Source organism: Micromonospora sp. GCM10011542 (assembly GCF_042650685.1).
Classification (GTDB): domain Bacteria; phylum Actinomycetota; class Actinomycetes; order Mycobacteriales; family Micromonosporaceae; genus Micromonospora.
Genome location: NZ_JBHSBO010000059.1, coordinates 1 through 25,751, shown reverse-complemented (window position 1 = coordinate 25,751; position 25,751 = coordinate 1). Strand labels below are relative to the sequence as shown.

23 protein-coding genes, 1 tRNA gene and 2 pseudogenes are annotated in these 25,751 nt (G+C 72.8%); 7 read left to right on the top strand and 19 right to left on the bottom strand.

Features of this window, described 5'->3' with window-relative positions; all coding sequences use genetic code 11:
• Window positions 1-4 precede the first annotated feature (4 nt).
• The 3 genes from ACFOW4_RS24700 to ACFOW4_RS24690 are packed head-to-tail and all read right to left on the bottom strand — an operon-like array spanning window position 5 to window position 4,907.
• The gene (locus ACFOW4_RS24700) at window positions 5-1,423 is read right to left on the bottom strand and encodes a ferric reductase-like transmembrane domain-containing protein (RefSeq protein ID WP_377531798.1); all 1,419 of its coding nucleotides are present in this window, start codon (window positions 1,421-1,423) and stop codon (window positions 5-7) included.
• Window positions 1,420-2,802 (bottom strand): DUF1501 domain-containing protein, encoded by a 1,383-nt coding sequence (locus tag ACFOW4_RS24695; protein WP_377531795.1) that lies wholly within the window; start codon window positions 2,800-2,802, stop codon window positions 1,420-1,422. Before ACFOW4_RS24695 ends, ACFOW4_RS24700 begins: the two co-directional genes overlap by 4 nt.
• A gap of 8 nt (window positions 2,803-2,810) precedes the next feature.
• A complete protein-coding gene (locus ACFOW4_RS24690) occupies window positions 2,811-4,907 on the bottom strand; it encodes a DUF1800 domain-containing protein (RefSeq protein WP_377531792.1) in 2,097 nt (698 codons plus the stop codon).
• A 435-nt stretch (window positions 4,908-5,342) separates the two neighbouring features.
• Here ACFOW4_RS24690 and ACFOW4_RS24685 point away from each other — a divergent pair, with 435 nt between their 5' ends.
• The gene (locus ACFOW4_RS24685) at window positions 5,343-5,600 is read left to right on the top strand and encodes a DUF3040 domain-containing protein (RefSeq protein WP_377531790.1); all 258 of its coding nucleotides are present in this window, start codon (window positions 5,343-5,345) and stop codon (window positions 5,598-5,600) included.
• Here the strand turns inward: ACFOW4_RS24685 and ACFOW4_RS24680 are convergent.
• Together ACFOW4_RS24680 and ACFOW4_RS24675 are read right to left on the bottom strand one after the other, a co-directional pair.
• Window positions 5,569-6,513: an SWIM zinc finger family protein gene (locus ACFOW4_RS24680; protein WP_377531787.1), complete on the bottom strand. Its 945-nt coding sequence runs from the start codon at window positions 6,511-6,513 to the stop codon at window positions 5,569-5,571. The two genes, ACFOW4_RS24685 and ACFOW4_RS24680, sit on opposite strands and share 32 nt — an antisense overlap.
• Window positions 6,510-9,791 (bottom strand): SNF2-related protein, encoded by a 3,282-nt coding sequence (locus tag ACFOW4_RS24675; RefSeq protein ID WP_377532107.1) that lies wholly within the window; start codon window positions 9,789-9,791, stop codon window positions 6,510-6,512. Before ACFOW4_RS24675 ends, ACFOW4_RS24680 begins: the two co-directional genes overlap by 4 nt.
• Before the next feature lie 61 nt (window positions 9,792-9,852).
• On the opposite strand from ACFOW4_RS24675, the gene ACFOW4_RS24670 reads away from it, so the two are divergent.
• Window positions 9,853-10,725 (top strand): carbohydrate kinase family protein, encoded by an 873-nt coding sequence (locus ACFOW4_RS24670; protein WP_377531784.1) that lies wholly within the window; start codon window positions 9,853-9,855, stop codon window positions 10,723-10,725.
• Window positions 10,726-10,799: 74 nt separating this feature from the next.
• Window positions 10,800-11,006, top strand: coding sequence for a hypothetical protein (locus tag ACFOW4_RS24665; RefSeq protein ID WP_377531782.1), 207 nt, complete (start codon window positions 10,800-10,802; stop codon window positions 11,004-11,006).
• A 6-nt stretch (window positions 11,007-11,012) separates the two neighbouring features.
• Here ACFOW4_RS24665 and ACFOW4_RS24660 read toward each other — a convergent pair whose 3' ends face one another.
• Both ACFOW4_RS24660 and ACFOW4_RS24655 read right to left on the bottom strand, forming a co-directional pair.
• On the bottom strand, window positions 11,013-12,155 hold the full coding sequence (locus ACFOW4_RS24660; RefSeq protein WP_377531779.1) for a polysaccharide pyruvyl transferase family protein: 1,143 nt from the start codon (window positions 12,153-12,155) through the stop codon (window positions 11,013-11,015).
• Window positions 12,156-12,234: 79 nt separating this feature from the next.
• Window positions 12,235-12,708, bottom strand: a complete 474-nt coding sequence (locus ACFOW4_RS24655; RefSeq protein ID WP_377531777.1) for a GNAT family N-acetyltransferase — start codon at window positions 12,706-12,708, stop codon at window positions 12,235-12,237.
• Window positions 12,709-12,875: 167 nt separating this feature from the next.
• On the opposite strand from ACFOW4_RS24655, the gene ACFOW4_RS24650 reads away from it, so the two are divergent.
• The gene (locus tag ACFOW4_RS24650) at window positions 12,876-13,622 is read left to right on the top strand and encodes an SDR family oxidoreductase (protein ID WP_377531774.1); all 747 of its coding nucleotides are present in this window, start codon (window positions 12,876-12,878) and stop codon (window positions 13,620-13,622) included.
• Between the two features lie 23 nt (window positions 13,623-13,645).
• On the opposite strand, the gene ACFOW4_RS24645 is transcribed toward ACFOW4_RS24650, so the two are convergent.
• Window positions 13,646-14,884 carry an MFS transporter gene (locus tag ACFOW4_RS24645; RefSeq protein ID WP_377531773.1) on the bottom strand — a complete coding sequence of 413 codons (1,239 nt, stop codon included), beginning with the start codon at window positions 14,882-14,884 and terminating at the stop codon, window positions 13,646-13,648.
• A gap of 25 nt (window positions 14,885-14,909) precedes the next feature.
• Here ACFOW4_RS24645 and ACFOW4_RS24640 point away from each other — a divergent pair, with 25 nt between their 5' ends.
• Window positions 14,910-15,797 (top strand): winged helix-turn-helix transcriptional regulator, encoded by an 888-nt coding sequence (locus tag ACFOW4_RS24640; protein WP_377531770.1) that lies wholly within the window; start codon window positions 14,910-14,912, stop codon window positions 15,795-15,797.
• A gap of 49 nt (window positions 15,798-15,846) precedes the next feature.
• Here the strand turns inward: ACFOW4_RS24640 and ACFOW4_RS24635 are convergent, their stop codons facing one another.
• The 3 genes from ACFOW4_RS24635 to ACFOW4_RS24625 all read right to left on the bottom strand — a co-directional run bounded on the left by ACFOW4_RS24635 (window position 15,847) and on the right by ACFOW4_RS24625 (window position 17,722).
• Window positions 15,847-16,389, bottom strand: coding sequence for a hypothetical protein (locus ACFOW4_RS24635; protein WP_377531769.1), 543 nt, complete (start codon window positions 16,387-16,389; stop codon window positions 15,847-15,849).
• 103 nt (window positions 16,390-16,492) lie between these two features.
• Window positions 16,493-17,050: a GrpB family protein gene (locus ACFOW4_RS24630; RefSeq protein WP_377531767.1), complete on the bottom strand. Its 558-nt coding sequence runs from the start codon at window positions 17,048-17,050 to the stop codon at window positions 16,493-16,495.
• Window positions 17,051-17,275: 225 nt separating this feature from the next.
• Window positions 17,276-17,722: a hypothetical protein gene (locus ACFOW4_RS24625; protein ID WP_377531765.1), complete on the bottom strand. Its 447-nt coding sequence runs from the start codon at window positions 17,720-17,722 to the stop codon at window positions 17,276-17,278.
• 917 nt (window positions 17,723-18,639) lie between these two features.
• Here ACFOW4_RS24625 and ACFOW4_RS24620 point away from each other — a divergent pair.
• Together ACFOW4_RS24620 and ACFOW4_RS24615 are read left to right on the top strand one after the other, a co-directional pair.
• Window positions 18,640-19,275, top strand: a complete 636-nt coding sequence (locus tag ACFOW4_RS24620; RefSeq protein WP_377531764.1) for a hypothetical protein — start codon at window positions 18,640-18,642, stop codon at window positions 19,273-19,275.
• A gap of 224 nt (window positions 19,276-19,499) precedes the next feature.
• Complete coding sequence (locus ACFOW4_RS24615) at window positions 19,500-20,111, top strand: hypothetical protein (RefSeq protein ID WP_377531761.1); 612 nt, start codon at window positions 19,500-19,502, stop codon at window positions 20,109-20,111.
• 242 nt (window positions 20,112-20,353) lie between these two features.
• On the opposite strand, the gene ACFOW4_RS24610 is transcribed toward ACFOW4_RS24615, so the two are convergent.
• The 8 genes and pseudogenes from ACFOW4_RS24610 to ACFOW4_RS24575 form a co-directional block, all read right to left on the bottom strand.
• A tRNA-Val gene (locus ACFOW4_RS24610) sits at window positions 20,354-20,428 on the bottom strand.
• Window positions 20,429-20,518: 90 nt separating this feature from the next.
• Window positions 20,519-20,983 (bottom strand): peroxiredoxin, encoded by a 465-nt coding sequence (locus tag ACFOW4_RS24605; protein ID WP_377531758.1) that lies wholly within the window; start codon window positions 20,981-20,983, stop codon window positions 20,519-20,521.
• A gap of 83 nt (window positions 20,984-21,066) precedes the next feature.
• A complete protein-coding gene (locus tag ACFOW4_RS24600) occupies window positions 21,067-21,504 on the bottom strand; it encodes a DUF3052 domain-containing protein (protein WP_121400356.1) in 438 nt (145 codons plus the stop codon).
• Between the two features lie 112 nt (window positions 21,505-21,616).
• A pseudogene (locus tag ACFOW4_RS24595) lies at window positions 21,617-23,587 on the bottom strand (thiamine pyrophosphate-dependent enzyme); the annotation flags it as partial.
• A 65-nt stretch (window positions 23,588-23,652) separates the two neighbouring features.
• Window positions 23,653-24,025 (bottom strand): annotated as a pseudogene (locus ACFOW4_RS24590) (transketolase); the annotation flags it as partial.
• 51 nt (window positions 24,026-24,076) lie between these two features.
• Window positions 24,077-24,490: a MarR family winged helix-turn-helix transcriptional regulator gene (locus tag ACFOW4_RS24585; protein ID WP_377532105.1), complete on the bottom strand. Its 414-nt coding sequence runs from the start codon at window positions 24,488-24,490 to the stop codon at window positions 24,077-24,079.
• Between the two features lie 100 nt (window positions 24,491-24,590).
• Entirely contained in the window at window positions 24,591-24,815 is a 225-nt protein-coding gene (locus ACFOW4_RS24580) for a hypothetical protein (protein WP_377531755.1), read from the bottom strand.
• 210 nt (window positions 24,816-25,025) lie between these two features.
• Complete coding sequence (locus ACFOW4_RS24575) at window positions 25,026-25,436, bottom strand: secondary thiamine-phosphate synthase enzyme YjbQ (protein WP_377531752.1); 411 nt, start codon at window positions 25,434-25,436, stop codon at window positions 25,026-25,028.
• Window positions 25,437-25,751 lie beyond the last annotated feature (315 nt).

Below are 25,751 nucleotides of genomic sequence, written 5' to 3'. Positions count from 1 at the left end.
CTTCCTACAGCTCGAAGGTGGCCAGGTGGATCTGCCGGCGGGGCACGCCGGCCCGGCGCAGCACGCGCACCGACTGCTCGACCAGGCCGGGCGGGCCGCACAGGTAGACGTCACGGCGGGCCACGTCGGGTACCAGCTCACGCAGCCCGTCGGGGCTCATCACCTGGCGGGGGCCGGGGTCGTCGCGGGAGCCGATGACGTACCAGACCGCGGTGTCCCGGGCCTGGGCCAACCAGTCCAGCTCCCGGCTGAGCAGCACGTCGGCCGGGGTGCGGGCCCGGTAGATCAGCGCGGCACCGGGCGGAAGCTCCTCCAGCATGGCGCGGATCGGGGTGATGCCGCTGCCGCCGGCGATCAGCAGCGCGCGGTCACGGACCCGGTGCGCGGCGGTGAAGGTGCCCGACGGGCCCTCCGCCCAGACCCGGGTGCCCGGGTCCAGGTCGCGCAGGTCGGCGGTGTGCGCGCCGACCACCTTGACGGTGAGCCGCAGCCAACGGCCGTTGGCCGCCGCGGAGACCGAGAACGGGTGCGACTGCCACCAGCAACCGGGGGTGAGGAACCGCCAGCGGAAGTACTGGCCGCCGAGCAGCGGCAGCCGGTCCAGCCGGTCCCCGGTCAGGTAGATGGAGATGGTGTCCGGACTCTCCGCCACCACGTCGGCGACCCGCAGCCGGTGCCGCAGGTTGAGGATGAGCGGCGCGAGCACCCGGCCCCACAGCAGGGCGGCGACCACCAGCAGGTACAGGGCGATCCAGAAGGTACGCACCGGCCCGGGCTTGAACAGCTGCGCGCCGTTGCTGAACTGGTGGCCGAAGCCGAGCAGCAGCACCAGGTAGCTGGACAGGTGCAGCACGTGCCACACCTCGTAGGGCAGCGCGCGGCGGATGGCGCGGACGCTGGTGCAGCCGACCAGCACCATGATGCCGGTGGCGATGAACGCCGAGACCATGTCCTCGTACCTGCTCAGCAGCGTGCCGACCTCGGCGAGGACCGAGTGGCGGTGCAGGCCGGCGTAGCCGACGAGGATCAGCGACATGTGGGCGAGCACGGCGACCAGCAGGGTGGCGCCCACGTCGCGGTGCCAGCGGGCGAGCTGTTCGCCGCCGATCCACCGTTCCAGCACCGGCAGCCGGCTCATCATCAGCACCTGCACCAGCAGCAGGTAGCCGGCGACCAGGCCGGTGATCCGGCCGGCGGCGGTGATCGTGGACGCGGTGCTGCGCAGCGAGCCGGCCGGGGTGTCCAGCCACCACGGCAGCACACTGGCGAGCAGGCCGACCGCGAGCAGCACGGCCAGCAGCCGCCGGCCGCCGGGACCGCGCCGGGCGGGGATCTGCGGGGGTACGGGAGCAGCCGGCCGGCCGCCACGCCGGGACGTGGTCCCGGTGCGGCGGCCGGCGGCGTGGGTGTGCGGGTACGTCACGCGTACAGCTTCATCGGGGCGTACTTCTGGCGGGGGAAGATCTTGTCCACCTCCGCGTTGGTGAGCCCGAACCGGCCCTGCGCGACCGCGCCGTAGACGTTGAACATGTTGTTGTACTCGGGCACGTCACCGGAGTCCAGCTTGTCCAGGCCGTTCCAGGTGCCCAGCAGCGAGCCGGCCAGCTTCTTGCCGGACAGCAGGGTCACCACGCCGCCATGGCCGTGGTCGGTGCCGCCGCTGTTGGAGCCGACCCGTCGGCCGAACTCGCTGGAGACCATGATCGTCACGTCGGCGGCCTGCGGGCCCAGGTCGGTGAAGAACGCGGCCATGGCGCTGGCCAGCTCGTTCAGGCGCCGGTGCAGCTGCCCGCCCTCGCGGGTGCCCTGGTTCTCGTGGGTGTCGTAGCCACCCATGCCGACCGTGGCGACCCGGACGTTGGCGCCGCCCTTGATCAGCTGGGCGAGCTGCTGGAAGGCGTAGCCGACGCCCTCGTACTTGACGCCCTCGCTGGGCTGGTACGGCTTGGCGGCGAGCTTCTGCGCGGTGGCCAGCGCGCCGAGGCCGTCGTGCACGGCCTCCTCGACCGGGTGGTTGATCCCGGTGAAGAGCCCCTTGATGGCCTTCTCGGTGGCGGCGCGGAACCGGTCGTCGCCGTTGAGCCGCAACGAGCCGACGCTGTTCAGCGACAACGCGCCGTTGTTGCCGACCAGCGAACGGGGCAGCGTGCTGCCGATGCCGACGCTGCGGAACGCGGTGCCCTTGCCCAGGTTGTCGACGAGGCCGTCCAGCCAGCCCCGGCCGCCGGTCTCGTTGGGCAGGCCGCCCAGGTTGCAGGCGTCCGCGGCCTGGAAGTGGCTGCGGGACAGCCGTTCGTCGGAGACCGCCGGGATGAAGCCCAGCTGGCCGGCCTTGAGCCACTGCTCCAGCGGCTTGAACGCGCTGGTCAGCTTGAAACCGCGGCCGAGCGCCAGCGAGTCGTCGCCGAGCAGCAGGTCGGGGCGGGCCTTGGCGAGCACCGGGTCGTTGTCCGGCGCGACCAGGCTCAGCCCGTCCAGACCGCCGTAGAGGAAGACGTGGATCAGGGTGCCGGTCTTGGTCGCCGCGAACGACGCCGAGGTGGTGACGAACTGGGCCGTGGCCAGCGCGGTGGCGGTCACCGCGGCGCCGGCGACGAAGGTACGCCGGGTGACGCCCCGACCATCCTGCTGGGCCTCCTCCAGGTCCTCCAGCCGGCGGTAGCGGTCGGCCTCGGCGGCGTTCTCGGCCGCCACGATGTCGGCCTCGGCCCGCAGCAGCGCCTCGGCCGGGTTGTCGGCCAGCCGCCGCACGTCGGGGCATTCGGGGTGCAGGGGGAAAGAGTTGTACACAGTCTTCTCCATCGGGTGCCTCACCGGAGGTGGTGCTGGGGGGACGCGAGGATCGCCCGCGCGACGGCGGTGATGGCCCCGTTGAACGTGGCGTCGACCTTGGCGGTCGCCGGCACGCCGGCCACGCCGAGAATCAGGCTCTTCTCCTTGGCGCTGAGCTTCTGGTGCACGAGGCGCTGGGCCAGCGCGTCCACGTACGCGCCGGCGGTGGTCGGCGGCTTGGCCACCAGCTTCTCCGGCGAGGTGTACGTGAAGGCGGTGCGGTAGCCGGCCACGATCTCGCCGGCCTCGTTCCAGCCGTTGACCATGGTGCCGGCCGAGGTCCAGGCGACGTAGACGTCCGGGTAGCCGTCCGGGGTGGGCTGGCCCATCGGGTACTGGCCCAGCTCGCGCAGCTTGTCGTGGATCTGGCGCAGGCCCCGGGCGAACGGCGTGCGCTTGTTGTCGCCGTTGTCGTGCTTCGGCGACGGATCCGGCGAGACGCCCAGGGTGCGGTACGTGGCGACCAGGTACTCCATCGGCCGGCGCACCTTCTGGCCGACGCCGGCCCAGAACTCCGAGGAGCTGAACAGCGCCATCAGCACCGGCTTGATCAGGCCGTTGTTGGTGGTGTACGTCTTGGCCAGCCGGTCCACGAGGGACTTCGGCGGGGTGTCCGAGACGAACCGGGTGGCCAGGCTCTGCGCCACGTACTTCGCGGTAGACGGGTGCAGCGCGATGTAGGTGATGTACTTGTCGATCGCCGCGTCGGCGGCCTTCGGGTCCTTGCTGTTGTTGGCGTGCGTGAAGCCGAGCACCTTCACCTTGCCGACGTAGTGCCGGTCGGGCCGGAAGATGTACTTGCCGTCCTCGACCCCCCGGCCGGTCTGCAGCATGGCCGCCTGGCGGACGTCCTTCTCGGTGTAGCCGCCGTCGACGCCGACCGAGTAGAGCTCGAGGTTCTCCCGGGCGAGGTTCTCGTTGACCGCGTCCGCGCGGGAGTCGTTCTGGTTCAGGTAGAGCAGCAGCGCCGGGTGCTTGTTCGCGGCGATCAGCATCTCCGGGTAGCTGCCCAGGGCGTGCTTGCGCACCACGTCCTGGTCGAACGAGCTGCGGTACACCTCGCCGCCGTCGAAGTCCGCGGCGACGTGCAGGAAGTCGTTCCAGAAGTCGACCATCACCTCGAACAGCTGGCGCTTCGACCAGATCTGCCGGGCGATGGTGGCGTCCACCACCTCGCGCTCCGGCTGGGCGCCGCGCTCGTTGAGCTGGTCGCGCTGGTCGCGCAACTGCTGCACGGAGAGCTTCTGGGTGGGCAGCTCGGCGAGCTTCAGCTCGGCCTTGCTGGGCGCGATCTTGTCCGGCTCCAACTGGGCGCGAATCCAGCCGTCGATGCCCTGCTTCTTGATGTCGGCGACGACCTGCGGGGTGACCCCGAAGGTGGCCCGCCGGGCCAGGTGCAGGATCGGGTCCTTGGCCAGCACCGTCTTGACGGTCACCTTGGTCTCCGCCGCCGCGGCGGCGGGGCCGGAGAACGTACGGCCACCGCTGGGCGCGTTCTTCTTCAGCGCCTCGCCGGCCCGCGAGCCCATGTAGCTCTCGTTCTGCTCGGTGTAGGTGCGCACCGTGCTGGGCTGCTGCCCACTGGGCCGCGCCGCGGTGCCGTCGGTGACCGTGGTGCCGGTCGCGTCACCGGCCACCGCCTCGTCGCCGAAGAGACCGCGGAACTGCGGGGTCATCGCGAGCGCCGCGCCACCGGCGACCACGGCGGCGGTGCCGCCGAGCGCGACGATGGCCTTGCGCCGTCCCACCTTGCGGTCGGGATCGCGGTCATCGTCCAGATTGGGCAGTCCAGCGCCGGCCGTCCGGGTGGGGGCGGGACGGCCGAGGCCCTCCGGGCCGACCCACTGCGGGCCGCGCGGGCCGGGGGCGGGGTGTCCGGCGTGGGCGTACTCACCGGCGTACTGCTCGCGCGGGTCGGCCTGCGCGGGGTACCCGCCCTGGTAGGGCTGGGACGGGTCGTATCCGTACGGCGCGGACGGGGTGTGGTCGCGGTACCCGTCCGAGGTGTGGTGCTGGCGTCCGTCCCAGCCGCGGTCGTCCCGCGGTCGACGTGGTGGCACATTCTGGTCGGCCATGTACCAATCCCGATTTCTGATGAGCGCCGGCACGACTGCGACCGGGCAGGGGCGGCAGGTGCGGCGACTGTTGCCTGAGGGGGTTGCTACGGCAAGGTAGCCAAGGGGTCAGGTGCCTTCAAGGCACCCCGAACGGCCTCGTACGGGCACTTAAGACAGCCCTCAGCGCGGCACCGGAGCCGGTGCCTACCGCCCGGTAGGGCACGGACCTCCCCAGCAGGGCCGACGCGCGCCGGGCGAGCACGGAACGGGCAGCGCCACCGCTACGCGACACTCTCCGCGTCGTTCACGGCCACAGCCAAACTTAAGGTTCGGATAAGCCGGACCTGAGGCGGACGGCGGCAGCGGGAAAAGTAGCACCAGTGGGTGAGCGTGAGCCGCCGCCGCAGCGGGTATGCCGCCGGACCGCTGAACGCGTGAGGGGAAGGCAGCGCCATGCTCAGCAAAGAGGATCAGCGCAGGTTCGACCAGATCACCCGTCAGCTCCGGGAGAGTGACCCGGCGTTCTTCGCCCGACTGGACCACCGGGCCCGGGCCCGGCGCGGGCGTTATCTGATGCTGTTGACCATTGTGCTGTGGGCTTCGCTGCCGGCGCTGACCGTGTTCGCCGGTCGGCTCGCCGGGGCGATCTGCGCGGTGGTGCTGGTGGCGAACGCCGCCGTCATGTGGCGGTACCGCCGCCGCTGGACCTGACGGCCTCCCGGCCGGGTGGGCCGAACGCCCGGTACGCCCGGCGCAGCCGCTCCAGCAGCCCGGGCCCGCCGATCGCCGGCGCCGGCGGGCCGAGCTGGCGCAGCAGCAGGTCCGGCCCGGTGGCCAGGCTCGGCGGCCGGTCCGGCAGTGGCACCGGGGCGGACCAGAAGCGGTCCACCACCTCGTCGAGCGGGTTCGCCGCCAACCCGGCGAGTACCCGCGCCGCCCCGGCGGGAGCGTCCACGATGGAGGCCGCACCGTCGGGAGTGGACGGCTCCACCGGCAGCTCGACGGGCGGTACCGTCCCCGCCGGCACGCCGGTCGCCTCGGCCCGGCGCGCGCGCAGCCGGTCGAGCAGCTCGGCGCGGCTGCGTCCGCGCCAGTGCAGCAGCTCGAACGGATCCGCGTCGAACGCCTCGGCGAGCAAGTAGAAGGTCGCTGCGAGGTGTTTGCACGGCACGGCGAAGTCGGGGCAGCTGCACCGCTGGGTCAGCTCGTCCATCCCGGTCGGGAAGAGCGGCGCGCCGGCGGCGGCGAACAACTCCTCCAGCTCGGCGGGAAGGTCCCCGGCGAGCAGCCGGGCGCTGAAGAACGCCTGCCCGGCCAGCTCCGTCTCGACCCGGGACCAGAGCTCGGCCGGGAACGGCGCCAGCGCGATCGAGACCTGGTACGGCTGCGGGCGGGAGCCCTGCACGACGGCGCTGACCAGCCCGGGCGTGATGTCCAGCCGGACCACCTGACCGGCCCGGGCGTACGACCGGCCCCGGGTCAGCCGGGTGCCGAGCGCGAACGACTCCAGCACCTCCAGGAAGCGCCGCGACCACCAGGACCGGCCGATGGCGCCCTTGGTGCTGCGCGCCCTGAGCCCACCGTCGACCCGTCGGGGCCGGCCGTAGTCGGCGAAGCTGTTCACTCCACCACCGCCCCGGCCTCCAACGCGAACAGCTCACGCAACTGGCCGGTGGAGAGCTCGGTGATCCACTGCTCGCCGGTGCCGACGACGCGCTCGGCGAGGCTGCGCTTGTCGGCGATCAACGCGGCCACCTTCTCCTCCACCGTGCCGGCGCAGACGAACTTGCGGACCTGCACCCGCCGGCGCTGCCCGATCCGGAACGCCCGGTCGGTGGCCTGGTCCTCCACCGCCGGGTTCCACCACCGGTCGACGTGCACCACGTGGTTGGCGGCGGTCAGGGTGAGCCCGGTGCCGCCGGCCTTGAGGGAGAGCACGAACAGCGCCGGACCGTCCCCCGACTGGAACCGCTGCACCATGGCGTCCCGGTCGGCCTTGCCGACCCCGCCGTGCAGGAACAGCACCTCCCGGCCGAAGCGGGCCGACAGGTGCCCGCGCAGCATGGCGCCGAACTCGGCGTACTGGGTGAACAGCAGCGCCCGCTCCCCCGCGGCCAGCACCTCCTCGGTGATCTCGGTCAGCCGGGCCAGCTTGCCGGAGCGGCCCTCCAGCGCCGAGCCGTCGCGCAGCAGTTGGGCGGGGTGGTTGCAGACCTGCTTGAGCCGGGTCATCGTGGCCAGCACCAGCCCACGTCGCTCGATACCGTCGCTGGACTCGATCCGGGCCAGCATGTCGTCGACCACCGCCCGGTACAGGGCGGCCTGCTCCGCGGTCAGGTTGCAGAGCACCTCCATCTCCAGCTTCTCCGGCAGGTCCGTGATGATCGAGGCGTCGGTCTTGAGCCGGCGCAGCACGAACGGGCCGGTGATCCGGCGCAGCCGCTCGGCGGCCTCGGCATCGCCGTGCCGTTCGATCGGCTCGGCGAACCGCTTGCGGAACGTCGCGGCCGGGCCGAGCAGGCCCGGGTTGGCGAACTGCATGATCGACCAGAGGTCGGCGAGTCGGTTCTCCACCGGTGTGCCGGTGACCGCCACCCGCTGCCGGGCCGGCAGCGCACGGACCGCCTCGGCCTGCCGGGTCGAGGCGTTCTTGATCGCCTGGGCCTCGTCCACCACCACCCGGTGCCAGTCGATGCCGGCCAGGTCCACGGCGTCGCGGGCGGCCACCGAGTACGTGGTGAGGACCAGGTCCGCGTCGTGCGCGGCCGTGGTGAACGCCGCCCCGCGCGCCCGCTCGGCGCCGTGGTGCACGTGGACCCGCAGCCCGGGGGTGAACTTCGCCGCCTCTCGCTGCCAGTTGCCGACCAGCGACATCGGACAGACCAGCAGGGTCGGCCCGGCCTCCGGCGGGTCCCCGGCCAGCAGCGCCAGCAACTGCACCGTCTTGCCCAGCCCCATGTCGTCGGCGAGCACCCCGCCCAGGCCGAGCGAGCGCAGGAAGGTCAGCCAGGCCAGCCCGCGCCGCTGGTACGGCCGCAGCGTCCCGTGGAAGGTCGGCGGCGGGTCCAGCGGGGTGAGCCGCCGCTCCACCGCGCCGGCGAGCAGGTCGCCCAGCGCACCGTCGGCGGTGACCTCCAGCACGGGCAGCGCACCGGTGTCCTCGGCGTCGGCCAGCCCGAGCCGCAGCAGGTCGGCGACGGTCAGCTCGCCGGTCGAGCGGAGCAGGCGCAGCCCGGCGGCGAGCCGCTTCGGGTCCAGCTCGACCCACCGGCCGCGCAGGCGTACCAGCGGGGTCTTCACCTCGGCCAGGGCGGCCAACTCGTCGGCGGAGAGCGGCTGGTCGCCGAGTGCCACCTCCCAGCGGTAGTCGACCAGCGCGTCCAGCCCCACCCCGGCGTCCGCGCCGGCCACCGTGCCGGGCGCGGTACGGCTGCGGGCGCGCAGCCGGGCGCCGAGCCGCGCCGACGGCCGCTGCCACCAGGACGGCAGCAGCACCGCGAAGCCGGCGGCGTGCAGTACCGGCGCGCCCTCGCTGAGGAACCGGTGCGCCCCCTCGACGTCCAGTTCCATGATCTCGGGGGCGGTGGTGCGCAGCGCCGCGTCCAGGTCCGGCCAGAGCCGGCTGGCCCGGCCCAGCTCGGCCAGCAGCGTCTCCTGCGGGTTGGCGGTCCGGCCGGCGAGGGCCGCGGCCGACTCCGGCGCCCGCCAGACCTGCCCGGCCTCGACGTGCAGGCCGGGCTCGTCGGCGGCCTGCAACCCGAACTCCAGCCGCCACCGGCCCGGACCGTCCAGCTCCAGCCCGGCCGGCTCGGCCACCGCCGGACCGGCCGTCGCTGTCTCGGAGCCCGCCGACGGGGGCGGGGACGCGAGCGGCGCGGTGGCCACGACCGGCTCGGTGATCTCGTCGGGGGCCGGCTCCACCAGGCGGAAGCTGGCCCGGACGGCGCCACCGGCGGCGTCGCGCTGCCACTCGTCCAGCTCCGCGCGGAGGGTGGCCAGCGCCGCCGGGTCGGCCGTGAAGTCGCGCCGGGGTCCGGCGAGCGCCGCCAACCAGGCCGGCACGGCACCGCCCGGGCGTACGCCGCGGGCCGGGGCGGTGTCGGCCAGGGCGGCGCGGGCGGCGGCGTCGGTCAGCACGTCGAGCGCGTCGGCGACCAGCGCCCCGGCGTCCGGCGGGGAGCCGTCCGGGCGGGTGGCGGCCCGGGTGGCCGGTGGCAGGGCCAGCGCCAGCGACCGCGCCCAGCCGGCGTCGGTGCCGGTGAGCAGCGGTCGCCAGACCGCGCAGGCGGGCACGTGCGCCGCGCTCTGGTCGGCGGAACCGGTCGGGACGGCCGGCCCGGTGCCCGATCCACGGGCCGGCGTGACGTCCGTCCTCGGGGCGGCACCAACCCGAGCCGATCCGGCGGTCGGCGCGACGCCCGCCGCGTCGGCGACGCCGGGCAGCACGCGACCCCGCGTGACCAGATCGACCGCGAAGTCGGCCAGTTCGGCGAGGTGGCGCAGGCTCGCCCCGGGTACCGCCGGCAGCTCGTCCACGGCGCGCAGCAGCGCCAGCGCGTCGTCCGGGGCGTACACCAGCACGGGCACCCGCCAGCCGGCCAGGGTGAGCGGGCTCCGGGCCGTGGGCACGGCGGCGGTCCGGATCAGCTCGGGTGAGTCGGTGGGCGCGCCGGCCCGGGTCGGCAGGGTGAGCAGCGCGGTGTCGGGCCGGGCCGGTTCGGCGGCCCCGGCGAGCGCGGCGGCCAGGGCGACGTGGTCGGCGGCGAACGGGTGCGGACGCTCCCGGGGCGCCCGCCCGGGACGGCGCGGTCCGGCGGCCGGCGCGGTGCTGTCCTCGGCCCAGACGGCGAGCCCGGCAGGGTCGTCGGCGCCGGGCCGCCACAGCCCGTGGATGATCAGCACGTACTCCCCCTCCGACGCCCGGGCCCAGGATAGGCGGCCGGGTTCGGCTAGCGTCGGCGCCATGGTCGACCTGCTGGTGATCGGTGGGCTCGGGGTGGATGTGCGGGTACGGGTACCCGCGCTGCCGCTGCCGGCCGCCGACTCGCACACCGTCGAGCCGATCGAGCTGCGGATCGGCAACACCGGCGCCGGCGTGGCGCTGGCCGGGCACGCGGTGGGCCTGCGGGTGCGGGTGGTCGACACCCTCGGCGCGGACCCGGCCGGCGACCTGGTCCGGGCGGCGCTGGCCCGGGCCGGGGTGCCCACGGTGCTCGCCGAGGACCGCGCCGGGACCCGGCGGTCGGTGAACCTGGTCGACCCGGACGGTCGGCGCACCTCGCTGTACGACCCCCGCCCCTGGCAGGGGCCGCCGCCCTTTCCGGCGGCCGAGCTGGCCACGCTGGTCCGCGACGCCCGGCACGTACACCTTTCGATCATGGACTGGGTCGTGCCGCTGCTGCCGGCCGTCCGCGACGCCCTGCCGGCGGGAGTGGCGCTCTCCACCGACCTGCATGACTGGGACGGGTCCAACCCCTACCACCGGCCGTTCGCCGAGGTGGCCGACCTGGTCTTCGTCAGCGGCGTACGGCTCGGCGACCTGGCCGCCGCGCTCGCCGCCCACCTGGCGCCGCGCACCGTGGTGGTGACCCGGGGAGCGGACGGCGCCGAGCTGTACCCCGGCGACGGGACGGCCGTCCCGGTGCCCGCCGCCGCCCCGCCGGGCCCGGTGGTGGACAGCAACGGCGCCGGCGACGCCTTCGCGGCCGGGCTGATCGCCGGCCGGCTGCGGGACCGGCCCCTGCCCGCGGCGCTCGGCTACGCGGCCCGGGTGGCCGCCGCGGCCTGCACCCACGACGGCATGGGGTACCCGCCCGGGCTGCTGCCCACCGGCTGACCCGGCCGCTCGCGGCCGACCCCGCTGCCCCACTATCCGCTGCGAGCGGCCGGTGCGGCGGGCAGGATGGGCGCATGGCTTCAACCGTGCAGATCCCCCTGGTCGGCGGCACGGCGGACGGGCAGACCGTCACCGTCGAGCTGGACCCCAACGGCCGCCCGCCGCTGACCCACCACCACCTCGGGCCCGGAGGGCTGGCCGAGGCGCAGATCTACGAGCTGGAGTCCGCCGGTGAGCAGGCCCGCGAATGGCGCTACCGCTGGACCGGCCCGGCGCTGTGACGCCACTCAGGCCCGGGTGAGGGTCTGCGCGCGCAGGCTGTCGAGCACCCCCCGGGTGACCTCCGAGGTGCCGCGGGCCTGCTCGCAGACATCAGCCACCCGGCGGGCGGTGGCCTCGGCGCGCTGTTCGCGCTCGTCCCAGAGCCGGTCGACCTCGGCCAGCAGCGGTCCCTCGACCTCCCGCTCCACCCCGCGCAGCGCGGGCACACCGAGCCGCTGGGCCAGGTCGAAGACCTTGCCGGCGTACGGCAGCGGCAGGAACGGCGTGCCGACCATCGCCGCGAAGATCAGGAAGTGCAGTCGCATGCCGACGGCCAGGTCGAAGTGGCGCATCAACCCGAGCACCTGCTCCGGGGAGTACGTGCCGTGCAGGATCCGCCCCCGCTCGGCGGCGATCATGTGTGACAGCACCCCGTGGGCGTGCCGGATGTCGTCACGCTCCATCGGCACGAAGAGCACGTACGCGTCGATCCGGTGCACCAGGAAGTCGCCGATCTGCGCCAGCAGCCGGTGGTAGCCGTCCACGTCGAGCCGTTCGGCGGCCCGTCCCGGCTCCCGCACGCTGATCCCGACCAGCCGCTTGCCCGCCGGCACGCCCTCCTCACGCAGCAGCTCGGCCGGGAAGTCCACCGGCTCGAGCAGGAACGCCGGGTCGGCGGTGACGGTGATCGGGTTGAGCAGCCCGGCCTCCTCCAGGACCATCCGGGACTCCTGGTCGCGGACGGTCACCTGGGTCGCGCCGGCGAGCGTCTCCCGGACCATGCCGGTGTCCACCCCCTCGCTGAGCGGCCCGACCCCCACCGCGTACGTGATCAGCGGCAGGCCGCGCTCCTGGGCGACCCGGACCACCCGCAGGTAGCGGCGGGCCTCCCGGTCGTAGAGGATCCCGCCGCCGCCGAGGATGAGCAGATCGAGCTGGGCCAGGATCAGCGCCGAGTCGGTGCGGCTGACGCCCTCCCAGGGCACCGCCTCCACGTCGGGGTGAGCCACACGCGTGTGTTCCGGGTTGCGCGAGAAGACGATGATCCGGGCGTTCGGCTCCTGAGTGCGCAGGTCGGCGAGCAGGCCGGTCAGGATCGCCTCGTCGCCGAGGTTGCGGCCACCGTACGAGCCGAGCACACCGATGGTCAGTCCGGCACCACGCGTCATCCGTCGCTCCTCCCCAGGTGCGGTCCGCGCCGGTTTCCCGCTGGCCGGGTGAACAGTCCTGGGCAGGGGCCGGTGCGGCTCAGCCCGTGGGTTCGATCCGCTTGGCCATCTGCTGGGCGGTGACCCGGAAGCCCAGGCTCTCGTAGAGCCCGATGGCCACGGTGTTCGTCCCAAAGACGTTCAGTCCCAGCTCGGGTACGCCGAGCCGGGCCAGTTCCGCCTCGATGAGCTGGATCATCCGGCGCGCGTACCCGCGTCCCCTGTGGGCGGGATGCACCTCGATGTTGTGGATCCAGGCCCGCTGGGAGCCGGCGTCGGTCGCGCCGGCTGCCTCCGGCAGGGTCACCCACATCCAACCCACTTCGGCGCCGTCGACCCGGGCGATCCGCAGCAGCACCCCCTCGGTGGCCGCGCCGTGCGGCAGCAGCTCCCCCAACTGGCTCGCGGTCCGCTCCCGGGCGGCCTCCGGGGTCATGGCGCGGTGGGCCACCAGCTCGTCGACGTATGCCCGCTCCAGCGGCCCGCGCAGCCGATCCAGCTCCTGCTCCGTCATTACCGTCAGGGTCAGGTCCACCCGTGCCTCCTCGTCGTCACCAGCAGCGAGCAGCACAGCAGAGCGGCCCGACGAACGCCAGCCGGCGGGAAACGGACCTCGGGGTGGGAACGAGGGGTCCGATCGCCGCCAGACCCAGGCCGGGGCGCGCGGACATGATCTTTTGCATGACGACGACGACACTTGACGGAAAGGTCGCCCTGGTCACCGGGGGTGCCCGGGGTATCGGAGCGGGCATCGCGCTGCGCCTGGCGCAGGACGGCGCCGACGTGGCGCTGACCTACCGGCAGAGCGCGGAGCAGGCCGCCACGGTGGTGAAGCAGATTCAGGCGCTGGGCCGGCGGGCGCTGGCCGTGGAGGCCGACAGCGGCGACCCGGCCGCCGTCCGGGACGCGGTCGAGCGGACGGCCATCGTCCTGGGCCGGCTGGACATCCTGGTGAACAACGCCGCGGTGTTCCTGGTCGGCGCGATCGACGACCTCGGCTCCGACGAGTTGGAGCAGACCATCGCGGTGAACGTGCGGGCCCCGTACGTGGCCGCGCAGGCGGCGCTGCGGCACCTGGGCGAGGGCGGGCGGATCATCAGCATCGGCAGCAACGTCGGCGAACGGGCCGTCTTCCCGGGGTTGGCGCTCTACGCGATGAGCAAGACCGCCCTGGTGGGGCTGACACGGGGGCTGGCCCGCGAGCTGGGTCCCCGGGGCGTCACGGTCAACCTGGTCAACCCGGGGCCCACCGACACCGACGCCAACCCCGCCGACGGACCGAACGCGGCGGCCATCGCCGGGTTCACCGCCGTCGGCCGCTTCGCCCGGCCGGCCGACATCGCGGCCACCGTCGCGCACCTGGCCAGCCCGGAGGCCGGGTACGTGACCGGCGCGGTGGTCAACGTGGACGGCGGCTTCACCAGTTGACCGAGGTCGGGCGGGGCCCGTGATCACACCCGGGTCTCGGCCAGTTCGGGGGCGGCGTCGAGCGGGAGGTCGCGCATCCGGCGGATCGGGGTCGACAGGTAGATGATCGGGGACAGCACCGTGAGCGCCCCGAAGATCAGCAGCGTGGTGCGCGCGCCGAGCGGCCCGGCCAGGGCGCCGGCGAGCAGGCCGCCGAGCGGGATGGCACCCCAGGAGACGAACTTGACCGTGGCGATCACGCGCGACAGGAGCGCTGGCGGGCTGGCGAGCATCCGGTAGGTGCGGGTGGTCACGCTGAGCACCACGGACGAGCCGGCGAAGACGAGGTTGCCGGCGGCGAAGGCGAGGTAGGCGACGGCGCCGGTGCCCAGCGGGATGATGAGCGCGCCGGCCACGCCGACGAACGCCGCGACGACCAGGCCGCGTGCGGTGCCGACCCGGTTGGTGAACCGGGTGGTCAGCGCGGCGCCGATGAGCGTGCCGAGCCCGTCGGCGGCGAGCAGCAGCCCCACCTCGAACGGCGACGCGTGCAGCTCGCGCACCAGGTAGTACGGGAAGAGGGCCAGCATCGCGCCGCAGACGAAGTTCGTCGCGGTGGCGTCCCACATGGACGGCCCGATGATCGGGTGTCGGAGCACGAAGTGCCAGCCCTCGCGGATCATCGTGACCATCGGTGGCCGCTCGGCCGGTCGCTGCACCCGCCGGGCCGGGAGGGTGCGCAGCAGCACGGCGGAGATCAGATAGCTGACGGCGTCCACGAGCAGGGTCGGCACCGCACCCAGCAGCTGCACCGCGAGTCCGCCCAGGGACGGCCCGCCCAGCTGGGTGGCGGCGTGCGTGCCGGAGTTGAGGCTGTTGCGCGCCTGCAACTGCGCGGCCGGCACGATCTCCGGCAGGAAGGTCTGGTTGGCCACGTCGAACAGCACGTTGGCGAAGCTCACGACCAGGGCGACCGCGACCAGCTGGGTCACCGTCAGGGCGTCGTACCACCAGGCCAGGGGGACGGACGCGATCGCGAGGGCCCGGACCAGATCCAGGCCGACCTGCATGCCGCGCAGCGGCACCCGCTGCACGACCACCCCGGCCGGCAGGCTGATCAGCAGGTACGCGAGATAGCTGGCCGCCGTGATCAGACCCATCTCGAAGGCCGATGCGTGCAGCACGGCCAGCGCGGTCAGCGGCAGAGCCACCCCGCCGACCGCCGAGCCGAGGTGACTGGTCGTGCCGGCGACCCACCAGCGCCAGAAGACAGACAGTTTCATAATGGAACTGACTATAGTGGTGAGTGTGAGAAGAGTCGACCTCGCCGATGCGGACTGCGGCATCGCGCAATCCCTGGGTGTGCTGACCGACTGGTGGACCTTCCTGCTCATCCGCGACATCGCCGGCGGAGTGACCCGCTTCGACGGCCTGCAACGCGGGCTCGGGATGAGCCGTCGCGCCCTGACCGAGCGCCTCGCCGCACTCGTCGAACAGGGCGTGCTGCACCGCCGGCGATACACGGATCGCCCGCCGCGCTACGACTACCTGCTCACCGCGAAGGGCGAGGGTCTGCTGCCGGTGCTGATCGCGCTGCAGGAGTGGGGCGACCGGCACCTGCTCGGCGACGGGTCGCTCACCGCCACGGCGGCGCCCGGGTCGGCCGAGGCCCGCCGGGTGCACGCCCTCGTCGGGCGCCGGCTCCCCGAGCTGACCCTGGTACGCCACGACGGCACACCGGTGCCGCCCGCTGATCCTGATGCCTGGACAGTTCTGTACTGCTTCCCCGGCGCCTTCGTACCCCACGTCCAGGGTCTCCCGCCGTACTGGACGGACATCCCCGGTGCCGCCGGCTGCACGCTCGAGTCGAGCACCTATGCGGCACGGGCCGCCGATTTCGCCGCCGCGGGTGCGCGGATCCGCGGGGTCAGCACGCAGCGTCCGGACCAGCTGGCTGCCTTCGCCGCGCACGCCGACCTGCCGTTCCCGCTGCTCTCCGACGCCGACGGGCGGCTCACCGCGGCGCTGCTGCTGCCCACCTTCCGAGCCGCCGGCGCCGACCGGCTCAAGCGAGCCACGCTGCTGCTCGACCCGGCCGCGACGGTGCGCGCGGTGCAGTTCCCCGTGACCGATCCGGCCGGCTCGGTCAGCGAGATGCTTCGACTGGTCCGGGATCACGTTCCCGTCGCCGGCTAGTGGTAGTCGGGGCCGCGACGACTCCCCGGTTGTTGAGGCTCGGCTGGGCTCAGCTCTCCCCGTCCAACACCGGGCGTACCGCCTCGACGAACGAGTCCCGCCGGGTCCCCCGCTCACCGAGCGCGGCGAGCCACCGCTCACGGTGCCGCTCCCGCAGGGGCGCCGCCCCGCCGTCCGGTACGGGGTCGAGCCCGCGCTGGAGGGCGTACTCCTCGTTGACGCTCGCCAGCACCGACCGGGCCGCCGCCGCGACCGCCGTCGGCCCCTCCAGCAACACCAGGTTGTACGCCTCGTCGAGCGCGCGCAGCGCCGCGTACCCCTCGTCGTAGCCGGTCGGGGTCTCCCCGCCCTCGATCCACCGGCGGTCGAGCCGCCGGTACGCCTGGTCGCAGGCGCTGAGAAAGCCGACGTACGCGTCCCGCCGGAGTTCCTCGCGCCGCGTCGCCCGCTGCGCGGCCCGCTCCTGACCGGCGAGACGGCGCTGATGGGCCAACTGTCGGCGGGTGGTGAGCGCGCCGACCAGCCCGGTGAGGCTGGCGGCGGCCAACGTGGACAGTGAGGTGATCAGCGCGACCGCGACGGTGTCCTGCACGCCGACCATCATGGCGAGCGGCAGGCCTCCCGGCTGCCCCGGTTCGGCTCCGCTCCACCCTGGCCTGCTCCCTGCCGCAAGCCGCCGGGGCGGGGCGTCCAGGTCAGCGTCGGCCCTCCTCGTCGGCCGCCGCGAAGATGCGGGCGTAGATGTCGTCGATGACGTCGTTCTTCGCCAGGCTGTAGTCGCCAGGTCGATGCGCCGTGTCCCGCGCGAGGCGCCGCTTGGCCGTCGCGTACAGCTCGCGGTCTTCCGGGTGCGAGCGCAGCCAGTCGCGAAAGAGCCGGTGCCGTACCGGCTCGAGGGCATCCAGCGGCCAGACGTGCAGGTTGACGTCCTCCGCAAGGCTCACGAGCATCCGGTGCCCGTGCCACCACGGCTCCCGGAGCACGAGTCGGTACCCGAGCCCTTCCAGAGCCGGGAGGTAGCGGGACTCCCGCGTCGTGTCCTCGACGAGGAGGTCGATGTCGATGATGGGCTTGGCGGCCAGGCCCGGCACCGAGGTGGACCCGACATGTTCGATGCTGACGATCAGGTCGCCCAGTGCCTCATCGAGCATCGCGCTGGCAGCAGCGAATCGCCCCACCCAGGCGGGGTCGTAATCCTCGATGACGATGGACTGCCACGTCCGTGGGGGCGCGCCGACCAGGGCGGCGGCCACCTGCTCGGGGGTGGCGTGGAAGCGCTGCGTGACTTCGCGCGGATACTGAGCCAACTCGACCTCCGAAAGAATCAAAGTCGGCCAGGCTACGACATGGAAGTCCGTGAGGTGAGGTACGACGAGGGCTCGGGCTGCGCCGATGGCTGCTGCACGGACCGGACAGCGTGACGATCGCGCTGCTCCTTCGCCTGCAGCCAGCCATCGAGCCGGCAGCGTGCCCGGTGATCAGGCGGTCGGGGGCTGCCCCAGGGCTTCCGCGAGCGCTTCGGCGTTCTTCTTGTCCACGCGGGGGAAGGTGAGAGCCACGCCGTCGCCCGAAGCGCCGAACGCGAGGCGCAGCAGGCTCACGACGCCCATCTTGGCCTCGGCCAGCGAGACGTGTTCGCGGGGCACCTCACCGAGGACCTTCTTTCCAGGACCCCCCAGAAACGTCTGCGGCAGGAAGATCAGCCGACGATCGGTGAGCACGACGAACTGCTTACGGGTCGACGCCAGCGCTGCCCCCAACAACGCTCCGCCAGCCTCCAGCCTGATCGCCTGGCTGACGACCGTCCCAAGTCGGCCGGACGAGAACTTCCCGACCATGGCCCGCGTCGCCACGATCGGCTGCTCACCGGGCTGCAGGATCGGCGTCACGTGTTCGAACGCACGGGTCTGAAGCTTCTGCTGCACTGCGTCTCCGTTCCTTGGTCGTGAATCGTGCCGACGCTAATGATCCGGAGGCCGAATAAGATCCGACGATCGGTCCACATCAGGGGGGAGAAGTAGACATTGAGCCCCTTTGCGGTAAGGCTCCGGTCACCTTGTGTGCTTGCACGCGCAGGCGGTCGGATCGAGGGTGTGGCCGCCTGAGGGGCGGTCACCGTTGCTGGCGGACAGCTTCTGCCGCGCCGCCCCGGCACGCCGCTAACATGCGGACATGTGCCGGTACGCGGAGACCACCTACAAGGTCCACTACGTGTGCGTGCCGTGCCGTCGTAGTCACAAGTACGCCTGGGACGGCGCGAAGCATCCATGCACGTCGTGCCGACAGCCGATGGTCTTCGCCGGGCACGACTTCGCGGCCCCCCGACGGCGGAATGACTCCCCTTGGACCGCGGTTGCGGCAGTTCTGGGGGCCGGACTGCGCTACGAGGGTTTCGAGGTCTGCGGGTGCGCGCGGGAGCCGAAGTTCCGGCCGCGAACGCGCGCCCAGGTCCGGGTGCGACGACGGGTCGCCAGCCGCCTTGGGTTGTCGGAGGCTGAGGCAATGGCTGCTCAGGATCCCTACGATCTTGGTTGACACGGTGAGGCACCGTCTCCGACGCCTTGCGCTGTCACCGGGAAAGTCGTTGCTACCGTCAGCGGCGGCCCCCGGGCCCTCCCACTCCCCGCGCCAGCCCCGATCACCCGGTTCGTCACTCAGTCCAGTGCTTCGAGTCCGCCTGGCCGAAGTCTCACCTGCCAATGGAGCGCTTCGCTCGTTCGGCTCTGCCGTCGAGCAACCTCCAGGCTGGGCTCATGGTCGCCCATCCTGGCACGGCGACCGCTTCAAGCCTGCCCGGTTGCAAGATCAATGGCCGCCCACGGATCGCCGCTATCGTGACCTGGTGCTGACCCTGACACCGGTGGTGAGTCGAGTTGGCCCGGACGTCCTGCCGTTTGACCTCTGGCCGGTCGCAGCAGGTGACCTGGGGTGGCTGCGGTTACACGGGGCGATGCAACCGGCCGAAGTCGGTGTGGCTGTATGGTCGCTCCTGTTCCACAGCGCCCCCGTGGGCGACGATCTCGCAGTCCCGAACACACCTGCCGCCGCCCTCCGCCTGCTAAGCGAGTTCGACACCCTCTACGCCCCTGGCGGACTGCTGCTCATGGATCGGACGACAGGCGTATTGGTGGAGCCCGGCTGCTGCTGCGATCTCTTCGAGTGGCGCGACTGGCTGGGCACCCTGCACGGGCTGTCGGTCGATCTCGGACACAGCCCGGCTCCCGATGTGGAGTATCGCGGCGAGGTGGTGCGCGTTTGGACCGAGGGCGCAGACGTGGCAACACCTCCGGCGGACCGAACCTATGTCGATGTCAACCGGGCGGCCCTGCCCGGCCTCCTGCGATCAGCACAGTGCGACCTGATCGGATTCCTCGAAGCAGCACGCAACTGGGCCAACCGGATCGTGCCGGAGCACGCCGATCAGTTCGTCGCGGCACTCGACGCGGGCTTACAGATCAGCGAACCGCTTCCGCTGTAATTCACCACGGTCCCTGGTCCCGCGCGGCTGAGCCCTACGCCCGCCGCAATCCGCACCATGTTCGCCCAACCTGATTCGACGCGACATGTCTTGGCTGCCCCGCCCGTAGCCCCGCCGACCTGACGGTCCGCGTCGGCGCGCAGCAAGCAGGGCCTTCCGACGTTGACGAGAGAAGACGAAGTGCGGGACAACAGGTGTGATAGTCACCGCCCTACGATGCTGCCATGGTGCTGACCACTTCCCGTCGCGTCCGGCGCCGGATCAAGGTCGCCCTCGCCGCGTCTGTGGTCCTGCTCGTGCTATTGACCGCTTACCTCACGGTCACGCTGCGATACGAGTTGACCCATGGCAGCAGCGGCTGGGCCCCCGACGAATATTCAGTTGTCACCGCCGGCGGTGTCACCGAACACCGTCATCTCGCCTGGTCTGGCCGCACCATCGAATTCGCGATGAGCATCGCGAACCGCGGACCCTTGACCGTGCGGCTAGAAGAGGTGATTCACGACGGCGGATCCAACTACACCCTCGAACAAGTGCGAATGTACTACGACGGCCGGGGGGGCCAAGGCTCCCCATTCGACGCCGTCCCGTTCCGGCCTATCGACCTCCCCCCAGACGACGAGGTCCAGGTGTACCTGACGCTGCGACTGGCGACGGTGCCGAATATGACGTGCGCAGGGTTCTGGCTCTACAGCCAGAGAGTTCGCTTCAAAGTGCTCGGCATACCCCGCGAACAATTGGTACCGATCGGAGACGTCATCAGTGTCTTGACGCCAAAAGCAAACGGCCAGCCGTGCGCGGCCGAAACGTGGAAAACGCCGACACCTGGCGTGTGAGCCCAGAGGCAATCGCTGGTCAGCCCGGCAGCCTCAGGCGCGTGGAACAAGACCTCGTACGCGCGATCGACCTTGAGCCAGAGCAGTTTGTGGCCGCTGCCGTCGCGCATCCTCAGGGCCAGCCGGTCCGGCGGGCACTCGGGAAGCTCGACGGACCGCTGTCGTGAGCGCTGTTGCTGTCAGCGTTGCTGCCATCGCACCCGGGGAATGATCTTCTCGGGGCGGTTTGCGCTGTTGGTACGTGGTGGGCGCGGCAGGTTTCGAACCTGCGACCCCCCGCTTGTAAGGCGGGTGCTCTCCCACTGAGCTACGCGCCCGGAACGCCCGTACGGCGGGCCGGAGGTTGGCTAGCTTACCCTGCTCGCCACCGGCCCGGGCGCACGGCGTGCCCCGGTGGGCCGTCCAGGTCAGGCGGCCGCCTCGGCGATGGCCTTGCGCCAGCCCTGCTGGTCGCGGGCCTCGCCCGGGCCGTTCATCTCGGCGAAGCGGACCACGCCGGCCTTGTCGATGACGAAGGTGCCCCGGTTGGCGAAGCCGGCGACGTCGTTGAAGACGCCGTACGCCTGGGCGACGGCGCCGTGCGGCCAGAAGTCGGCCAGCATCGGGAACTGGTAGCCCTCGCGGTCGGCCCAGATCTTGTGGCTGTAGACGGAGTCGACGCTGACCGTCAGCACCTGGACGTCCTCGTTTACGTACTCGTTGAGGTTGTCCCGCACCTCGCACAGCTCACCCTGGCAGGTGCCGGTGAAGGCGAGCGGGTAGAAGACCAGCAGCACGGTGCGCCTGCCCCGGAAGTCCGAGAGCCGGACCTCCTGGTTGTTCTGGTCCTTCAGCACGAAGTCCGGCGCCTCGGCGCCAACCTCGATCGGCATGCGTACTCCTCGGGTCGGGTCAGGGGATGACGCCAGCCTGCCACACCCGGCGGCGGACACCGCCGGGCGAGGGGAAGGCCGGACTACTTCTTGCCCTTGGCCCCGCGGCGCAGCACCAGGCGGGCGCCGCTCCAGTCCCGGCCGGCGTTGACGGTGGAGGTCTGCTGGAGACCGGCGGTGGGCGCGGACTCCGCGACCTCGCTCGGCTCGACGTGCCCCTCGCGCCCCGCCTTCGGCGTGAGCAGCCACACGACCCCGTTGTCGGCCAGCGGGCCGAGGGCGTCGACGAGAAGCTCGAAGAGATCACCGTCGCCGTCGCGGTACCAGACCAGCACCGCGTCGACTACCTCGTCGGTGTCCTCGTCGACCAGCTCTCCACAGCGGTCGGTCAGGGCGTCGCGGAGATCCTGGTCGACGTCGTCGTCGTACCCCATCTCCATGACGACCATCCCCGGTTCGATCCCGAACCGGTCCGCCAGGCTGCGTACCCCGTCGGCGGCCTGACCAGCGGTCGCGCTCACTGTCGCGTGCCTCCTCATCTCGTCCCTGCTCGCGGCGTCGGTGCGACGCCGTCAGGCAAAGTCCACACAGTTGTGCCTCCGCGCGCAAGTGGCGCACCGGGTGGAACGGAATTTACCGTGCCAGCAGCGTACGGGCACCGTCGGTAATGGCTTCCGCGGAGACCAGAACCTGACGTGCTGCCGGACCTAATGGTACAAACGAGTCAACTCCGGCTACTCGTCGCGCCGCGCCCACATATCCGGCGTCCACCAGCGCGGCGATCACGCCCTCGCCGACCCCGCCCGAGCGGCGTGTCTCGTCCACCACCAGCACCCGGCCGGTCGCCGAGGACTCCCGGATGATGTCGGCCACCGGCAGCGGGGCCAGCCAACGCAGGTCCACCACCCGGGTGCCCACCCCCTCCTCGGCGAGTGTCGCGGCGGCCCGCAGCGACATCCGCACCCCGTTACCGAAGGTGATGATCGTCAGGTCGTCGGCCGAGCCGACCCGGTAGACCCGGGCCCGGCCGATCGGCACGTGCCCGCCGACCCAGGCGCCCGGCTCCGGGTAGCCGGCCATCCACTCCCCGTCGCCGTCGGCGTAGAGGTCCCGGGTGTGGTAGAGCGCGATCGGCTCCAGGAACACGCAGACGCTGCCGTCCACCGCCGCGCTGGCCAGGCACGTCCGCAGCATCGGCGCCGCGTCGTCCGGCCGCGCCGGCACCGCGATCACCAGGCCGGGCACATCCCGGAGTACGGCCACCGAGTTGTCGTTGTGGAAGTGCCCGCCGAATCCCTCCTGATAGGCGAGCCCGGCCACCCGCACCACCATCGGGTTGCGGAACGCCCCCCGGGAGAAGAACTGCATGGTGGCCGCCTCGCCACGCAGCTGGTCCTCGGCGTTGTGCAGGTACGCCAGGTACTGGATCTCCGGCACCGGCAGCATCCCGGCCAGCCCCGCGCCCAGCCCCAGCCCGAGCACCGAGGTCTCGTCGAGCAGCGTGTCGAAGACCCGGGCCGGACCGAACCGGTCGCGCAGCCCCTTCGTCACCCCGTACACGCCGCCCTTGGCGGCCACGTCCTCGCCGAAGACCGCCATCTGCGGGTGGTCGAGCAGCCCGTCGGCGAGCGCAGCGTTGATGCTCTGCGCCAGGGTCAGCGGGCCGGCCAGCTCCGGCGGCTTCCCGCCGAACGCCTCGGCGCGCGCCCCCGCGCCCGGCCCGGCGGCGCGGGCCGCCGCGTCGGCCACCGCCCGAGCCACCCGGACCGGTCGGCGCGGCGCCAGCGCGGCCACCACGTCGGCGGCCGAGGCCAGTTTCGGCTCGCCCAGCACCTCCTCGGCGATCCGGCGGACCTGCCAGCCGGTCTCGTCGTACCGGGCCAGCAGCTCCTCGCCGGTGGCCACGCCGGCCGACACGAGCAGCCGGGCCGTGGCGAGCACCGGGTCCCGATCCAGGTCGGCGGCGATCTCCGCCGGGCTGCGGTACGCCGACTCGGCGTCCGCCCCGGCGTGCCCCATCAGGCGGACGGTGCTCAGGTGCAGCACGGCCGGCCGCCGGTGCCGACGCACCCAGGCCGCCGCCTCGGCCGCCACCGCGTACGCCTGCACCGGGTCGGTGCCGTCGGCGCTGAGGTAGCGGATGCCCGGCTTGGACCGCAGGGCCGCCTCCACCCAGCCCTGCGGGGAGCGGACGCTGATGCCGAGGCCGTTGTCCTCACAGACGAACAGCACCGGGATGCGCAGCCCGGCGTGGTCGTACCAGCCGGCGGTGTTGAAGGCGGCGGTGGCGCTGGCGTGGTTGATCGAGGCGTCGCCGAACGAGCAGACCACGATCGCGTCCGGCGGCCAGGCCGTTTGCGCGGCGCCGGCGCCGCTGCCCACCCGCACGCCAGCGCCGGTACGCCGTCCGGCGCTGTCCAGCCGGCGCAGCCGCTCCACGGCCAGCCCCATCCCGACCGCTCGGGGCAGATGCGAGGCGATCGTCGAGGTGGTCGGCACGACGGCCAGGTCGGCCCGGCCGAAGACCTTGTGCCGCCCCCCGGCGATCGGCTCCTCGCTGGAGGCGACCATCCCGCGCAGCACGTCCCGGGCCGCGTCCGCGTACGCCCGGAACGGGCCGGTGATCTCGGCCGGCGGGTCGGCCGCCGGCGGCTCCTGGTCGCCGTCCGACGCCGCGTCGGCCGGTTCGACGGTGGCGGCGACCTGGGCGGCGCGCGCGCAGTAGAAGGCGCCGGAGCGGTAGTGCAGCAGGGCCGGGTCGGTGGGGCGCAGCGCGGCGGCCACCGCGGCGTTCCCCTCGTGCCCGGCCGAGCCGATCGTGTAGAAGCCCTCCCCGAAGCTGCGCAGCCAGCGCCCGGCCAGGTCGAGCTGTCGGCTCGTCACCTGCGCGTCGAACAGGTCCAGCAGCCGCGCGCCGGTCAATGGGGCGTCGTCGGTGACCGGGTGGGCGGGGTCGCCGCGCCGCCCGGCGGCGGGCAGCGCCGCCAGCGCCTCCCGGAACCGGTCGTCGAGATCTTGCGGGGTGGTCACGTCGGACAGCATTACCGACGCGGGCCCGGCTCGCCCAGTGGGACACGATCCGGGCGGGCCGTCTCACTCCGGGCCGCAGGCCTCCGGACAGCCGCCGTCGGACACCTTCCAGACCAGCTCACGCAGGCTCGCCAGCTCCGCGTCGGTGAGCCCGGCGAGCAGTCGGGCATCGGACATCGCGGCGTCGACCCCGTCCCGTACCTCCCGGCCCGCCTCGGTCACCACCAGCGTCTTCTGCCGCCGGTCCGCCGGGTCGGTGCGGCGCTCGACGAGGCTGGCCTGCTCCAGCTTGTCCACCAGCGCGGTCACGTTGGACCGGTCGCAGCCCAGTCGCTCGGCGAGGTCGCGGGCCGGCAGCGGCCGGTCCGGGTCCAGCTCGTGCAGCGCGCGGGCGACCGCCGGCGTGAGCCCCAGCGTGGCGATGGCGGTGTCCTGCTGGTGCCGCAGCGCGGCGGCGACGTGCGTCAGCCGGCGCATCACGTCTTCGGCCAGCCCGGCGCGGTCCACCGCCCCATCCGTTCCGGGAACGATCTCCTGCGCCACCGGCACATCGTACGCAGGCCGCCGATCGCCCAGCTCAGCGATCGGGCAGGGCGGCGTCGGCCCGACCGGCGCCACGCGGGATCCGGTTGGGACCGCCCGCCGCGGTGGGTGGGGGGACGGCGTCGTCGGGACGCAGGGCGCGGGCGCACCGGGCGGCGGCGATCGGCGTGGCGAGCAGCAGGGCGGCGGTCATCACGGCGGCCGCCGGGGTGGCCGGGAAGGCGAGGTGGAGGCCGCCGAGCACGGCCACACCGAGCACGGCGGCGAGCAGGGTGCCGGTGGAGACCAGCGCGGAGAACGCCGACGGCCGCGAGCACCGGTGGGCCGACCAACGGCAGCGCGTCGCGCAGCCGCTGGCGCAGCCGGGGCACCGCCAGCCCGCAGAGCGCGAATCCCCCGGCGTACGGCGGCCGCGGCGCGGCCCCGGCAGCGGTTTGCCGGAAGTCGCGCGGATCGTGGCCGGGACCGGTCAGGCGGGGAGGAAGGAGAAGCGGACCTTGCGGCTCGGGTTGTCGCCGTTGGTGTCGACCAGGCAGATCGACTGCCAGGTGCCCAGCGCCAGCCGCCCGTCCAGCACCGGCAGGGTCGCGTACGGCGGCACGAAGGCGGGCAGCACGTGGTCGCGGCCGTGACCGGGCGAGCCGTGCCGGTGTCGCCACCGGTCGTCGGTGGGCAGCAGGTCGTCGAGCGCCCGCAGCAGGTCGTCGTCCGACCCGGAGCCGGTCTCGATGATCGCCAGGCCGGCGGTGGCGTGCGGCACGAAGACGTGCAGCAGGCCGTCGCCGTCGCCCTGCCCGGCCACGAACCGTTCGGCCTCGCTGGTGATGTCCCGGACGGTCGGCCGCGACCCGGTCTGGACGGTGATCACCTCACTGCGCATACGCCGCATTCTGCCGCAGCCGGTCAGAAACTGCCGCCGCCTCCACCACCGCCATCGCCGCCGCCGCCGGACCAGCCAGCACCGAGCCCCAGGACGTCGGAGGGTAGGAACGGCCCGGCAAGCCCGTCCCCCGGCCGCGCCGGCACGAGGGGACGACGGCGGTTGCCCTAAGTTACCGACGAGTACCTGTGTTGAGCGTCGCGTCTGGGGGAGCTAGACGTGACGACGGGTGCCACCAGGGGGCAGGATGGCGCTAGGCGGTGTCTTCAAAGGATCTTGGTGTCGGATGATGTAGCGCGTGGGTCGTCGCTACGA